Origin of the sequence: Actinosynnema sp. NPDC023587 (assembly GCF_040640215.1) — a bacterium.
Lineage (GTDB): Bacteria > Actinomycetota > Actinomycetes > Mycobacteriales > Pseudonocardiaceae > Actinosynnema.
On sequence record NZ_JBFABG010000003.1, the window covers coordinates 110,287 to 124,516 of the forward strand.

Genomic DNA, 14,230 nt, shown 5'->3' on the forward strand with positions numbered 1-14,230 from the left:
GGGACGCCGAGGACCGCGAGGTGGGCTAGTCCGGCAGGAAGTCGTCCAACGGCGACTCGACCGCCGCCGCGCGCAGCTCCTCGCGCACCACCCGGTAGGCCATGCCTTCGGCGTAACCCTTGCGCGCCAACGCACCCACCAACCGCCGGATCTTCGCCTGATCGTCCACACCGGACATCGAGCGGAGCTTCTTGCGCACCAGCTCCCGCGCCCGCTCCTGCTCGGCCTCGTCGTCCACGGCCGCCACGGCTTCGGCGGCCACCTCGTCGGCCACCCCCTTCTGCCGCAACTCGCGCGCCAGCGCCCGCCGACCCAACCCCTGGTAGGCGTGCCGGGACCGGACCCAGACCTCGGCGAACGCCGCGTCGTCGATCAACCCCGCCCGATCGAACCTACCAAGCACCACCTCGGCGGTCTCCGGACGAATCCCCTTGCGCAGCAACGCTTCCTTGAGCTCGACCCGAGTCCGGGCACGGGCGGTCAGCAGCGCGTAGCAGATGTCCGTGGCCTTGCGCTGCTCCTTCACCGGGTCGACCGGCGCAGCCTCCGCATCCGGGTCGACCTCGCGCGAGCCCCGACGTCCGGAAGCCCGCCCACGGCCGTAGCGACCTCTGGGGCCGCCCCGGGACGACCCCTTCGACGCGTCCTCGAACGCCCTGTCGAAAGAAGTCCCGGACCCGCTCCCGGCCTCGGCCCCGCCGGGCACATCCTCGCCGCCGGACACGTCCTCGCCGCCGGGCACCACCGGAGCCGTGTCGCCGGACCGGTCCCGCGTGGCGGTCCCCCGCTTCCGCGCCGGGGCCTCGAACGGGTCGTCGGCCGAGCGCTCGGCCCGCAGCGCTCCGGGCTCGGCGGGCAGGGCTTCACCCGACGCGCCCCGCCGCCGGCCCAACGTCTCGAACGGATCGTCGGAGACCTCGACCGCCCCGCCCGGAGCCACGAGCGGCACGGCTTCGCCGGACTCACCCCGGCGACGGCCCCACTCCTCGAACGGGTCGGCGTCCCCGGCCCCGACGGCCCCAGCCTCGACCGTCCCAGCCTCGACCGCTCCGGACTCCTCGGCCCCGGGCACGTCGGCCCCGGGCGCACCAGCGGAACCCGCCGCCGCACTCCGGGCATCAGCCGCAACCGCACCGCCCCGGCCTTCGTCCGACGCCGCCGGCACCGCCGGATCGCCCCAGGCGTCGACCGGGCCCACCGGCGCTGCCACGCCGACCTGGTCGCCGACCGGATGGCCGATCTGGTTGTCGACCGGCCCTGCCTCGTCGGACCAGGCGTTGGCCGACGCCGCCCGCACCACATCACCGTCCGGCACCCCGAGCGGATCGGGGGGCGTCGGACCGGAAGCCGTCGATCCGGGCGGCATCGGAGACGAGTCGGCCGAGGGTGCGCGGGAGGTCCCGCGACCACGGCCGCCCTGCCCCGCCACCGCTAGAAGTCGACCGGCGCGGGCGCGCTGTCGTCGGCGTCGAGGGTCGCCCCGATGCCGAGCTTGTCCTTGATCCGCTTCTCGATCTCGTTCGCCACGTCCGGGTTGTCGCGCAGGAACTTGCGGGCGTTCTCCTTGCCCTGCCCGAGCTGGTCGCCCTCGTAGGTGTACCAGGCACCGGACTTGCGCAGGATGGCCTGGTCGACGCCCATGTCGATGAGCGAGCCCTCCCGGCTGATGCCCAGGCCGTACAGGATGTCGAACTCGGCCTGCTTGAACGGCGGGGCGACCTTGTTCTTCACGACCTTGACGCGGGTCCGGTTGCCGACCGGCTCGCCGCCGTCCTTCAGCGTCTCGATGCGGCGCACGTCCAGGCGCACGGACGCGTAGAACTTCAGCGCCTTGCCGCCGGTCGTGGTCTCCGGGGAGCCGAACATCACGCCGATCTTCTCGCGGAGCTGGTTGATGAAGATCGCGGTGGTGCCGGACGAGCTCAGCGCGCCGGTGATCTTCCGCAGCGCCTGGCTCATCAACCGCGCCTGGAGGCCGACGTGGTTGTCGCCCATCTCGCCCTCGATCTCGGCCCGGGGCACCAGCGCGGCCACCGAGTCGATCACCAGGACGTCCAGCGCGCCGGAGCGGATCAGCATGTCCGCGATCTCCAACGCCTGTTCGCCGGTGTCCGGCTGGGACACCAGCAGCGCGTCGGTGTCGACGCCGAGCTTGCGGGCGTAGTCCGGGTCGAGCGCGTGCTCCGCGTCGATGAACGCGGCGATGCCGCCGTTGCGCTGGGCGTTGGCCACGGCGTGCAGCGCAACGGTCGTCTTACCGGAGGATTCCGGGCCGTAGATCTCGACCACCCGGCCACGGGGCAGGCCACCGATGCCGAGCGCGACGTCGAGCGCGATCGCGCCGGTCGGGATCACCTCGATCGGGGCGCGGCCCTCCTCGCCGAGCCGCATGACCGAGCCCTTGCCGAACTGCTTGTCGATCTGGGCCAGGGCCAGTTCGAGCGCCTTGTCCCGGTCGGGTGCCTGTGCCATCTGGAGTCCACCTCGGTTTGTCTTCTTGGTCGCTGAGCGATGTCGGTGCCGACGTTACGGGCGGGGTACGACATTTCTCGGCGGGGACCGGGTCACCTGCGGGGATGCGTCACCCGGACGTGTCGGGAACTATAGCCGAACAGGTGTTCGAACGCGTGGTCGGCACGCCGTTCACCGCCGGTGCGCCGGCACGTCGAACGCGTCGCAGACGGCCAGCCAGATCTCCTTGGTCGGCACGCCCTCCTCCAGCGCCTGGTCGGCGGTACGCCCGCCGAGGGCGGTCATCACGTGATCCCTGGCCACCATCTCCGCCCTGACCTGCCCGAACTCGTCGGACATCAGCTTGCGGAACACCGTATTGCGCATTCCGTCCAGGCTAGCGCGCCGCCTGCCAGGCAGGACTGTCGACGTAGTGGTTGTCGTAGCGGTCCTGCGACGCCCCGATCCCGGCGGGGTCGGCCTGACCGCGCCGCACCCGGTCCAGCAGGCGGTAGTAGTCGAACCGGCCCAGGCCGGGCGTGAAGACGAACAGCACGTCGGCGTCCGCGCCCTCGGCCGCGCCGAACGCGTGCGGGGTGCGCGGCGGCACGACCAGAAAGTCGCCGCGTGCCAGCGTGATCACGTCCTGGTCGAGCAGCACCTGAAGGGTGCCGTCGAGCACGAAGAACAGCTCCGACGCACGGGTGTGGAAGTGCGGTGGCGCGCCGTTCGCGCCGTCGAGGAACGTGGAGCGGTTGCAGGTCAGCCCGTCCAGGTCGGCGAGCAGGGTGACGACGGCGGCGGGGTCGGCGGTGAGCTTCTCGGCCTGATCGGCCCGGATGAGCAGTGCGTTGTCCACAGGACGACGATCTCCCGGATCGAACGCCCCGACAACGACGGGAAACGCCCCGAACGATAACCTGGGTGTTATGGAACGGCGGGACGTCGAGATCTTCCTGACCCTGGCCGAGGAGCTGCACTTCAGCCGCACGGCCGCCCGCCTGCACGTGTCCCAGGCCCGCGTCAGCCAGACCGTGAAGCACCTGGAACGCCGCATCGGCGCGCCCCTGTTCGAGCGCACCAGCAGGCGCGTCGCGCTGACCCCGATCGGCCGCCGGCTGCGGGACGACATCGGTCCCGCCCACCAGCGGATCGTCGAAGCCGTGGAACGTGCGATCGCCGCAGGTCGCGGGACGGGTCTGCTGCGGCTGGGCTTCGAGGCACCGGCGCTCGCCGACCTGATCCCGGACGTCCTGGCCCGCTACCGCGCCGGGCACCCCGGCAGCGAGGTCCGAATCCGCGAGGCACCGTTCGCGGACCCGTTCGCGCTGCTCCGGGACGACGAGGCGGACGTGCTGGTGACGCTGTTCCCGGTCGGCGAGCCCGATCTGACCGCCGGTCCGGTGGTCTACCGCGAGCCGATGGTGCTGGCGGTGGCCGACACCCACCCGTTCACCAGGCAGTCCCGTGTCACGGTGGAAGACCTCGCCCGCGACACGGTGTTCCGCGCGGCCTTCTGGCGTGACACGACACCGTCCGGCCTCCCTATCGCGCGCGGGCGCGCCCTTACGACGTTCCAAGAGCTCATGACGGTGATCGCGAATGGTGAAGGCGTGTGTCCGCTGGGTGCGCACGCGGCCGGGTACTTCGCGCGCCCCAAGATCGCATTCCTGCCCCTGGAAGGCGCTCCTCACCTGGAATGGGGAATGGTCTGGCGCACGGCGGGCGAGACGGGCCGCGTGCGCGAATTCGCCGCTGCGGCCCGCTAACCTCGACCTGTGGACGACACCGTGGCAGGACCCCTTTTCCAGGTCGTGGTCATCGCGGGGTTGGTGGCCGCGATCGTGGTCGGTCTCCGCGCGTGGTGGTACCACAACCGCAGGAAGTGATCAGCGGGTCCGCTGCAACGCCGTGAACAGGCACGCCACCAGCAGCGGCAACGCGGTGAACCCCACGATCAGCCCCAGCGCGGCGTAGGACCACGCCGTCACCACGATCCCCGCCGTGATGCCGCCGACCGCCCCGCCGATGTTCATGCACAGGTCGGACAGGCCCTGCGCGGCCGGCCGGTCGGCCACCGGGACCGACTCGGTGAGCAGCGCGGACCCCGCCACCAGACCGGCCGACCAGCCGAGGCCGAGCAGCGCCAGACCGGCCGCGAGCTGCGGCGCGTCGTGCGAGGGTGCCATGCCGGCGACACCGGACGCGGCGACCACGAGCGCGGAGCCGATGGCCAGCACGGGCACCCGGCCCAGCCGGTCGGCCAACCACCCGAACACCGGGCTGGCCGCGTACATGGCCGCCACGTGCAGGCTGATCACCACGCCCACGACCCGCAACGACGAGCCCGCGTGGTCCATGTGCACCGGGGTCATCGACATGAGGCCCACCATCGCCGTGTGGCACAGTGCGATGCCGCCCAGCGCGAGCTTGCCGGTGGCGGGCAGCGCGCGCCACACCGCACCGGAGCCCCGCGTGTCGCCCACTCCCCCGGCGCAGTGCGCGGGCGTCACGGACGGCGCGGGCAACGCCGATCGGGCCAGGGTCAGCGGGTCGGGTCGCAGGAAGCGCAGCACGACCAGCGCCGCCACCCCGAACAGCACGGCTGCCGCCAGGTACGGCCCCACGCCCACCGGGAGGCCGAGCCGCGCGGCGAGCTGCCCCGCCGGGTCGGCCAGGTTGGGCCCGGCGACCGCGCCGAGCGTCGCCGCCCACACCACGAGCGCCAGCGACCGCGCCCGTCGCCGAGGGTGCGCCAGGTCCGTCCCGGCGTAGCGCGCGGCCAGGTTCGCGCTGCTCGCGGCCCCGAACAGGACCAGCGCGACCACCAGCACCTGCCACGAGCCGAGCACCACCGCGCAGGCCGCCACGAACGCCCCGGCCGCGCCCGCGCCGTAGCCGAGGACGAGCGCCGGGCGACGGCCGCGCCGGGTGGCCAGACGTGCCGTGGGCAGGGCGAACAGCGCCGCACCGAGGACGGCGGCGGTCTGCGCCAGGCCGCCCACCGCGTCCGAGCCGGACAGCGCGGCGGCGATGAGCGTGGAGAACGCCAGGCCGATGGTCACGCCCGCCGCGCCGAGCACCTGGGTGACCCCCAGGACCCGGAGCACCCGGCGCTGCACCACCTCGACCGTGGTCATGATCATCATGGTGCCAGGCCGAATGGCGCAGGCACAGCCTCCGTAAGGGTCAGGTGCCCGGCTGGACGGTGTTCTCGAAGAAGGTCGCGACGGTGTCCGCGGTGAGGTCGCCGCCACCGCTCTTGGTCACGATGCCGAGCAGCGGGCGGTCGTCGGCGGTGAACGCGAGCAGCCCCACGCCACCGTCCGCAGCGGCCCGGTATTTGCCCTTGAGGCCGTTGCCGGCCCATTCCGCCTCGACCATGTCCGCCTTCATCGAGCGGACCACGGCCTCCGCGCCCTGCTGCGCGCCCGTGACGGTCTCGGTGAGGATGTACTGCACCGAGTAGTCGTCCTGGATCGCGCAACTCACCACGGTGCCCTTGATGGCGCTGATGCCCGACACGCCGGCCGCGCCGCCCGCCTTGCACGTGTTCGTGTCCGGCAACGTGCCCGCGAGGTGCCGCAAGCACTGCGTGAAGCCCTGCGCGTCCTTCTCCGTCTCCGACTTGCAGTCCTCCGCGCTGGGCACGCCCGCGCCGCTGAACGCGAAGAAGCCGCCCACCACGGCCAGCACGACGACCACGGCCGCACCGGCGGCGATGAGCGCGTTCTTGTTCGGCTTCTTCTTCGGCGGCGGCTGGGCGCGCGTGACGCTGGGGAAGTTGAACTGCTGCGGCCCCGTCTGCGGGTAGTTCACCTGGTACGGGCCGCTGACCGCCGGGTTGACCTGGTACGGGCCGCTCACCGCGGGGTTCACCGGGTACGGACCGCTGACCGCCGGGTTCGACGGGTACGGCGCGGTCGCGACGGGGTTCGGACCGGTCACCGGCTTGGTGATCACGGTGGCCGGATCGTGGTTCACCTTGACCGGGCGCTGCTCCGAGCGCGGCGTCACGCCGTCCTTGGGCACGTGGTGCGCGCCCAGCGCGACCGCCGTCTCCGGCTGGTCCAGACTGGTCGGCACCACCCGCACCTGCTCGGTGATCATGGTCGCGACCAGCGGAATCCGGCTCGAACCGCCGACCAGGTAGATGCCCGCGAGCTGGTTGGGTGCCATGCCGGTGGACCGGATCGTCGAGGCCAGCAGCTCGGCGCTGCGCAGCATGCTCGGCCGGACCAGCGCCTCCAGGTCGGACCGGTTGACCAGCACGTCCTCGAACGGCTCCGGCATCGGCACCTCGGTGTGCGCGTGCCGGGACAACGACTCCTTGGCCGCCCTCACGTCCTCCTGCAACGCCCGCCGCGCACGGCGGTCGGCGGTCGACTCGGGGCGCAGCAGCCGCTGCCAGACCGCCGGGTCGCGGTGCGACACCTGCCGCCCCACGTGCTCCAGCAGCGCCTGGTCCACGTCCAGCCCGCCGAGGTCGGGCAGGCCGTCTTCGGCGAGCACGGTGAACCCGCTCTGGGTCGCGCCGACGACCGCCACGTCGAACGTGCCCGCGCCCAGGTCGTACACGGCCAGCGCCTGGCCGACCGACAGCGAGGCGTAGTGCGACGCCGCCGCGACCGGCTCGGGCACCAGCACGACGTCGGTGTTCACCCCCGCCAGCCGGGCCGCCGACAGCAGCACGTTGCGGCGGGTCGGCCCCCACTGGGCGGGGTGGGTGAGGCGGACCTCGTCCAGCGACTCGCCGCCGAGCTGGCGGGTGGTCTCCTCCAGCACGCGGCGCAGCACGGCGGCCAGCGCGTCGGTGACCGGCACGACGTTGGCACCGAGCAGCAGCGTCCCGTCGTCCACCCGGCGCTTGGGGTTGGGCTCGAACCGCGACGGGTCCAGCCGGGCGCGGCGCTCGGCGTCCCGGCCGACGACCAGCGAGCCGTCCTCCTCGCAGTACACGGCCGAGGGCATGGTGGCGGACCCGTCCACCTCGACGACCCTGGGCGGGCGACCGTGCGCGGCGAGCACCGCGACGGTGTTGGAAGTGCCCAGGTCAACGGACAGGACGCGCACAGTCACCCCTTCACGTACGAACCGGGGTGATCCTGTCACAAACCCCCACCGCGCGAGGCCGGGACTTCCAGGCTCCCGAGCCGCACCGCCGGAGGCGGTGCCGGGTAATTGTCGTACCCCCGGTTCACTATGGACGCATGGATGTACTGGCTGCTTTCTCCCCCGCGACCCGGCAGTGGTTCGCCGGGGCCTTCGCCGCGCCGACGGCGGCGCAGGCGGGCGCGTGGGAGGCGGCTGCCGCCGGCGAGCACGCGCTGGTCATCGCGCCGACCGGTTCGGGCAAGACGCTGGCCGCGTTCCTCTGGGCGTTGGACCGGCTCGCGTCGACCCCCGTGCCGGAGGAGCCCCGGCACCGCTGCCGCGTCCTCTACGTCTCGCCGCTGAAGGCCCTGGCGGTCGACGTGGAGCGCAACCTCCGCGCGCCGCTGACCGGGATCAGGCAGGCCGCGCACCGGCTGGGCCTGCCCGAGCCGTCCATCGCGGTCGGGATGCGCACCGGCGACACCCCGGCCGACGAGCGCCGCGCGTTCGCCCGCCGCCCGCCGGACGTGCTGGTCACCACGCCCGAGTCGTTGTTCCTCATCCTCACGTCGTCGGCGCGCGAGTCGCTGCGCGGCGTGGAGACGGTGATCGTGGACGAGGTGCACGCGGTCGCGGGTAGCAAGCGGGGCGCGCACCTCGCGCTGTCCCTGGAGCGGCTGGACGCGCTGCTGGAGCGGCCGGCCCAGCGGATCGGCCTGTCCGCGACGGTCCGCCCGGTCGAGGAGGTGGCCGCGTTCCTGGCCGGCGGGCGTCCGGTGAAGGTCGTGCAGCCGAAGTCCGCGAAGACCATCGAGGTGCGGGTGGAGGTGCCGGTCGAGGACATGTCCGCCCTCGGCGAGCCGACCGGCGAGGTCAGCGGGCCGGCGTCGGGCGCGGAGCAGCGGGCGTCGATCTGGCCGGCGGTGGAGCAACGGGTGCTGGAGCTGGTCCGCGAGCACCGGTCCACGATCGTGTTCGCGAACTCGCGCCGGCTCGCCGAGCGGCTCACCGCCAAGCTCAACGAGCTGGCCGAGGAGGCGGTGCCGGAGCCCGGCCGGTTCCCGGCCGGGGCGATCGGCCAGTCGGGCCTGACCACGCAGACCGCGCCGGTGATCGCCCGCGCCCACCACGGCTCGATGTCGCGCGAGCAGCGGACGGTGGTGGAGGAGGAGCTCAAGTCCGGGCGGCTGCCGTGCGTGGTGGCGACGTCGTCGCTGGAGCTGGGCATCGACATGGGCGCGGTCGACCTGGTGGTGCAGGTGGAGGCACCGCCCACGGTCGCGTCCGGGTTGCAGCGCGTCGGCCGCGCCGGGCACCAGGTGGGAGCGGTGTCGCGCGGGGTGGTGTTCCCGAAGTTCCGGGGCGACCTGGTGTCGTGCGCGGTGGTCGCGGAGCGGATGCGGGACGGCGCGATCGAGGCCGTCCGGTACCCGCGCAACCCGCTGGACGTGCTCGCGCAGCACGTCGTGGCGATGGTGGCGATGGAGCCGTGGCCGGTGGAGGCGCTGGCCGGGCTGGTGCGGCGGGCCGCGCCGTTCGCCGCGCTGCCGGAGTCGGCGTTGCAGGCGGTGCTGGACATGCTGGCCGGCCGCTACCCGAGCGAGGAGTTCGGCGAGCTGCGGCCCCGCATCACGTGGGACCGGGTGAACGGCGAGCTGCGCGGCCGGCCGGGGTCGCAGCGGCTGGCGGTGACCTCCGGCGGCACCATCCCGGACCGGGGGCTGTTCACCGTGATGACCCCGGCGTCGGAGAGGGGGCCCGGTTCGCGGGTGGGCGAGCTGGACGAGGAGATGGTCTACGAGTCGCGGGTGGGCGACACGTTCCTGCTGGGCACCTCGTCCTGGCGGGTGGAGGACATCACCCACGACCGGGTGATCGTGGTGCCCGCACCCGGTCAGCCGGCCCGGATGCCGTTCTGGAAGGGCGACGCGCCGGGGCGTCCGCTGGAGCTCGGGCGGGCGCTGGGCAGGTTCCTCCGCGAGATGTCCGCGATGGCACCCGAGGCGGCGGCGGAACGGGCCGCCGGCGCGGGGCTGGACACCTGGGCGACGGCCAACCTGCTCGCCTACCTGGGCGAGCAGCGCGAAGCGACCCGGCACGTGCCCGACGACCGGACCGTGCTGGTCGAGCGGTTCCGGGACGAGCTGGGCGACTGGCGTCTGGTCGTGCACTCGCCGTTCGGGGCGCAGGTCAACGCGCCGTGGGCGCTGGCCATCACGGCCCGGCTGCGCGAGCGGCGGGGCATCGAGGCGCAGACGGCGCACTCCGACGACGGGATCGTGGTGCGGCTGCCCGACGCCGTCGACCAGGACGGCGCACCGGTCGTGGCGGGCGCGGAGGACGTCCTGCTGGACCCCGAGGAGGTCGACCGGATCGTGGTCGCCGAGGTGGGCGGCTCGGCGGTGTTCGCCGCCCGGTTCCGGGAGTGCGCGGCGCGGTCGCTGCTGCTGCCCCGGCGCGACCCGAGGCGGCGCACCCCGCTGTGGCAGCAGCGGCAGCGGTCCGCGCAACTGCTGTCCGTGGCGGCGAAGTACGAGAGCTTCCCGGTGGTGCTGGAGGCGATGCGCGAGGTCCTCCAGGACGTGTACGACGTACCCGGGCTGCGCGAGCTGATGACCGACGTGCGGGCCCGGCGGGTGCGCGTGGTGGAGGTGGAGACGCCGTCGCCGTCGCCGTTCGCGCGCAGCCTGCTGTTCGGGTACGTCGGGATGTTCCTGTACGACATGGACGCGCCGCTGGCGGAACGGCGCGCGGCGGCCCTGTCGCTGGACTCGGCGCTGCTCGCGGAGCTGCTGGGCTCCGAGGCGATCCGGGAACTGCTCGACCCGGAGGTGGTCGAGGAGGTCGAGCGCGCCTTGCAGCGCCTCGCCCCGGACCGGCACGCGCGGGACGCCGAGGGCGCGGCCGACCTGCTGCGGTTCCTGGGCGACCTGTCCGAGGCGGAGGCCCTGGAGCGGGGCATCCGGCCGGAGTGGCTGGCCGAGCTGGTCGCGCAGCGGCGGGCCATCCGGGTGCGGATGGCCGGCGACGAGCGGGTGATCGCGATCGAGGACGCGGGCCGGGTGCGCGACGCGTTGGGCGTGGCGCTGCCGGTCGGCGTGCCGGAGGCGTTCACCGAGCCGGTGGCGGACCCGTTGGGCGACTTGCTGTCCCGCTACGCGCGAACGCACGGCCCGTTCCCGGCGAGCGAGGCCGCGCGGCGGTTCGGGCTGGGCGTCGCGGTGGTCACGGCGGTGCTGGAGCGGATGGCCGGCGCGGGCCGGCTGGTGCGCGGCGAGCTGCGCCCCGGCGGCACCCACACCGAGTTCTGCGACGCCGACGTGCTGCGCAGGCTGCGGCGGGCATCGCTGGCCCGGCTGCGCGCCGAGGTCGAGCCGGTGGAGCCGGCCGCGCTGGGCCGGTTCCTGCCGAGCTGGCACGGCGTGGGCCGGCGGCTGCGGGCCGCGCCGACCGTGGACGACGTGTACTCCGTGGTGGAGCAGCTCGCGGGCGCGCCGCTGCCGGCGAGCGCCGTGGAGTCGTTGCTGTTGCCCGCCCGGCTGCCCGGCTACAGCCCGGCGCTGCTGGACGAGCTGACCGCGTCCGGCGAGGTGACGTGGACCGGCTGCGGCGCGCTGGCCGGCGGCGACGGCTGGATCGCCCTGGCTCCCGCCGACGTGGCGGACCTGCTGCTGCCGGACCTGGTGCCGGAGGCGGTCCCGGAGTCGTCGTTGCACACCGCCGTGGTCGAGGCGCTGGCCGGCGGCGCGCTGTTCTTCCGGCAGGTGGTCGACCGGGTCTCGGTGCAGGGGCCGACGACCGACGGCGCGGTGGTGGGCGCGTTGTGGGACCTGGTGTGGGCGGGCGTGGTCACCAACGACACCCTGTCGCCGCTGCGGGCGCTGGTCGCGGGCGGCGGCACCGCGCACAAACCCCGCCGGACAGCCCCGAGGGGCCGCTACGCGCGGATGCGGGCGGGCCGGCCGGACCTGCCCGGCCGGAGCGGGCCGCCCACCGTCGCCGGGCGCTGGTCGTTGGCCGTGGTGCCCGTCGCGGACCCGACCAGGCGCGCCCACGCGCGGGCCGAGGCGTTCCTGGAACGCCACGGCGTCCTCACCAGGGGCGCGCTGGACACCGAGCGGGTGACCGGCGGGTTCAGCGGCGTCTACCGGGTGCTGCGCGCGATGGAGGAGTCGGGCCAGGTGGTGCGCGGCTACGTGGTCGAGGGACTCGGCGCGGCCCAGTTCGCGGCGAAGGGCGCGGTGGACCGCCTGCGCGCCCTGTCCCGGCCGCCCGGCCAGGAGCACGTGGGCGCACCGCAGGCGGTCGTCCTGGCCGCCGCCGACCCGGCCCAGCCCTACGGCGCGGCCCTGCCCTGGCCCGACCCGCTCGGCGAGGGCAAGCACCGGCCGGGGCGGAAGTCCGGCGCGCTCACCGTGCTGGTGGACGGCGCGGCCACGTTGTACGTGGAGCGCGGCGGTCGCTCGTTGTTGTCGTTCACCGAGGACGAAGCCGTCCTGCGAGCCGCTGCGCAGGCGCTGAGCCAAGCGGTGCGCGACGGCTGGCTGGGCCACCTCGCGGTGCAACGGGCCGACGGGGAGGTGGCCCTGGGCTCACGGCTGGCCGGCGTCCTCCAGGAAGCAGGCTTCCGCGCCACCCCGAAGGGACTGCGCCTGCGCGCCTGACCACGCGAAGCCCCGATCCCGACCCAATCCGGCCCAACCCCAGACCAGACCCGGCCAGACCAGACCCGGCCAGACCCGGCCCGGCCCCAGACCCGGCCCGGCGCGGCCCGGCGGACGCCGATCGCCACCTCGCCACCTCGCCGAGCGGACTGCGAGCGGACTGCGAGCGGATTGTGGCGGTTCAGTCCTGGATCGGTCGGTGGGTGGGGTCAGCGGAAGAGGCTGCTGTAGGCGTTGAGCGCGGGCTGGCCGCCGAGGTGGGCGTAGAGCACCGTGGAGTCGCGGGGGATCTCGCCCGACGACACGAGTTCCACCAGGCCCGCCAACGACTTCCCCTCGTACACCGGGTCGGTGATCATGCCTTCGAGGCTCGCGCCGAGCTTCATCGCCTCCACCGTGGACTCGCCCGGGACGCCGTAGACGCCCTCGTGGAAGCGTTCGTCGAGCAGGACGTCCGCGTCGCGCACCTCGACGTCGAGCAACTTTCCGGTCGCCTGGGCGATGCGGGTGACCTGCGCCCGCGTCTCGGCCGGTTTGGCCGACCCGTCGATGCCGATGACCCGCCGGTCGCGGCCCGCGAACCCGGCGACCATCCCGGCCTGGGTGCTGCCGGTCACCGAGCACACCACGACGGTGTCGAACCGCACGCCCAGCTCGACCTCCTGCCGCTCCACCTCCGCCGCCCAGCCCGCGAAGCCCAGCCCGCCCAGCGGGTGGTCCGACGCGCCCGCCGGGATCGCGTAGGGCGTGCCCCCGGCCGCGCGCACGTCCTCGACCGCCTGTTCCCAGGCCGGTTTCACGCCGATCCCGAAGCCCGCCTCCACCCGCCTGACCTCGGCACCCAGGAGCCGGCTGAGCAGGATGTTGCCCACCCGGTCGTACCCCGCGTCCGGCCAGTCCACCCAGCTCTCCTGCACCAGCACGCACTTCAGCCCGGCCCGCGCGGCGGCGGCGGCGACCTGGCGGGTGTGGTTGGACTGCACGCCGCCGATCGAGACGAGCGTGTCGCACCCGGTGGCCAGGGCGTCCGCCACCAGGTACTCCAGCTTGCGGGTCTTGTTGCCGCCGTAGGCCAGGCCGGAGTTGCAGTCCTCCCGCTTGGCCCACACGGCGGCCCCGCCGAGGTGCTTGGTGAGCCGTTCCAGCGGGTGCACCGGAGACGGGCCGAAGGTCAGCGGGAACCGCGCGAAATCATCCAGTGCCATGGTCAGTTCTCCTCCAGCAGGTCGGCCAACGTCGCCCAGTTCCGCTCGACCAGCCGCGCCGCGCCGTCGGCGTCGCCGGCCGCGCACGCGGCGGTGATCTCGTCGTGCACAGCCACCGAGTGCCGTCCGGTCGGCGCGGCGAACCGCAGTCGCTCCAGCCGTCGCACCAGGGGCGTGTAGCGCTCGATCGTGGCGATCACGGCGAAGTTCCCGCTCCCCCGCACGGCCACGTCGTGGAACTCGTCGTCGGCGGCGAGCGCGGCGGCGACGTCCCCGGCCGCGAGCGCGGTCGCGAACCGCCCGTTGGCCGCGCGCATCGCCGCCAACTCCGCTTCGCCCATCGTCGGCACGGCGAGCCGCGCGGCGAGGGCGTGCATGGTCTGGATGACGGCGTGCGCGTCGCGTACCGGCGCGGTGTCGAGCGGGGTGATCCGCGTGTAGCTGTGCGGTTTCGACTCGACCAGGCCCTCCTCGGTCAGCCGCGCCAGCGCCTCGCGCACCGGCGTCCTCGACAGGCCGAGCCGTTCGGCGAGCTCGACGTCCTTGACAGGCGTGCCGGGCGCGAGGTCGCCGTCCAGGATCGCCGCGCGGATCGCGGTCAACGCCTGGTCCCGGTAAAGGGCCCGACTGATATATTGCATACCGGACCCTAACCCGGCTTGGCCGGCCGACGCCGGCCCCACCACCGACCGCCCTCACCACCGACCGCCCTCACCACCGACCGCCCTCACCGCCGACCGCCGGGACCGGCGTTGATCGCCGTGCTGTGGCGGAACGCGAACCGCACCGGGCGGTCGGGCCCCGTGAACCGGGAAG

General features: G+C 74.0%; 10 protein-coding genes. 2 read left to right on the forward strand and 8 right to left on the reverse strand.

All coding sequences use genetic code 11. The features are described from left to right. Positions 1-25 precede the first annotated feature (25 nt). The 4 genes from AB0G01_RS09230 to AB0G01_RS09245 all read right to left on the reverse strand — a co-directional run bounded on the left by AB0G01_RS09230 (position 26) and on the right by AB0G01_RS09245 (position 3,310). Complete coding sequence (locus tag AB0G01_RS09230) at positions 26-1,315, reverse strand: regulatory protein RecX (RefSeq protein WP_360941625.1); 1,290 nt, start codon at positions 1,313-1,315, stop codon at positions 26-28. 116 nt (positions 1,316-1,431) lie between these two features. After that, on the reverse strand, positions 1,432-2,472 hold the full coding sequence (gene recA, locus AB0G01_RS09235) for a recombinase RecA (RefSeq protein WP_360941628.1): 1,041 nt from the start codon (positions 2,470-2,472) through the stop codon (positions 1,432-1,434). Positions 2,473-2,643: 171 nt separating this feature from the next. Continuing rightward, on the reverse strand, positions 2,644-2,838 hold the full coding sequence (locus tag AB0G01_RS09240; protein WP_360941631.1) for a DUF3046 domain-containing protein: 195 nt from the start codon (positions 2,836-2,838) through the stop codon (positions 2,644-2,646). A gap of 10 nt (positions 2,839-2,848) precedes the next feature. Beyond that, complete coding sequence (locus tag AB0G01_RS09245; RefSeq protein ID WP_360941634.1) at positions 2,849-3,310, reverse strand: cupin domain-containing protein; 462 nt, start codon at positions 3,308-3,310, stop codon at positions 2,849-2,851. Between the two features lie 70 nt (positions 3,311-3,380). On the opposite strand from AB0G01_RS09245, the gene AB0G01_RS09250 reads away from it, so the two are divergent. After that, positions 3,381-4,220: a LysR family transcriptional regulator gene (locus AB0G01_RS09250; RefSeq protein ID WP_360941637.1), complete on the forward strand. Its 840-nt coding sequence runs from the start codon at positions 3,381-3,383 to the stop codon at positions 4,218-4,220. Positions 4,221-4,340: 120 nt separating this feature from the next. Here AB0G01_RS09250 and AB0G01_RS09255 read toward each other — a convergent pair whose 3' ends face one another. Together AB0G01_RS09255 and AB0G01_RS09260 are read right to left on the reverse strand one after the other, a co-directional pair. Beyond that, positions 4,341-5,591 carry an MFS transporter gene (locus tag AB0G01_RS09255; protein WP_360941640.1) on the reverse strand — a complete coding sequence of 417 codons (1,251 nt, stop codon included), beginning with the start codon at positions 5,589-5,591 and terminating at the stop codon, positions 4,341-4,343. Positions 5,592-5,640: 49 nt separating this feature from the next. Beyond that, positions 5,641-7,524, reverse strand: coding sequence for an Hsp70 family protein (locus tag AB0G01_RS09260; protein WP_360943263.1), 1,884 nt, complete (start codon positions 7,522-7,524; stop codon positions 5,641-5,643). Positions 7,525-7,661: 137 nt separating this feature from the next. Here AB0G01_RS09260 and AB0G01_RS09265 point away from each other — a divergent pair, with 137 nt between their 5' ends. After that, positions 7,662-12,209, forward strand: coding sequence for an ATP-dependent helicase (locus AB0G01_RS09265; protein ID WP_360941643.1), 4,548 nt, complete (start codon positions 7,662-7,664; stop codon positions 12,207-12,209). 209 nt (positions 12,210-12,418) lie between these two features. On the opposite strand, the gene AB0G01_RS09270 is transcribed toward AB0G01_RS09265, so the two are convergent. Beyond that, the gene (locus tag AB0G01_RS09270; protein WP_360941646.1) at positions 12,419-13,414 is read right to left on the reverse strand and encodes a 1-aminocyclopropane-1-carboxylate deaminase; all 996 of its coding nucleotides are present in this window, start codon (positions 13,412-13,414) and stop codon (positions 12,419-12,421) included. A 2-nt stretch (positions 13,415-13,416) separates the two neighbouring features. Beyond that, the gene (locus AB0G01_RS09275; protein ID WP_360941649.1) at positions 13,417-14,055 is read right to left on the reverse strand and encodes a GntR family transcriptional regulator; all 639 of its coding nucleotides are present in this window, start codon (positions 14,053-14,055) and stop codon (positions 13,417-13,419) included. Positions 14,056-14,230: the final 175 nt, after the last annotated feature.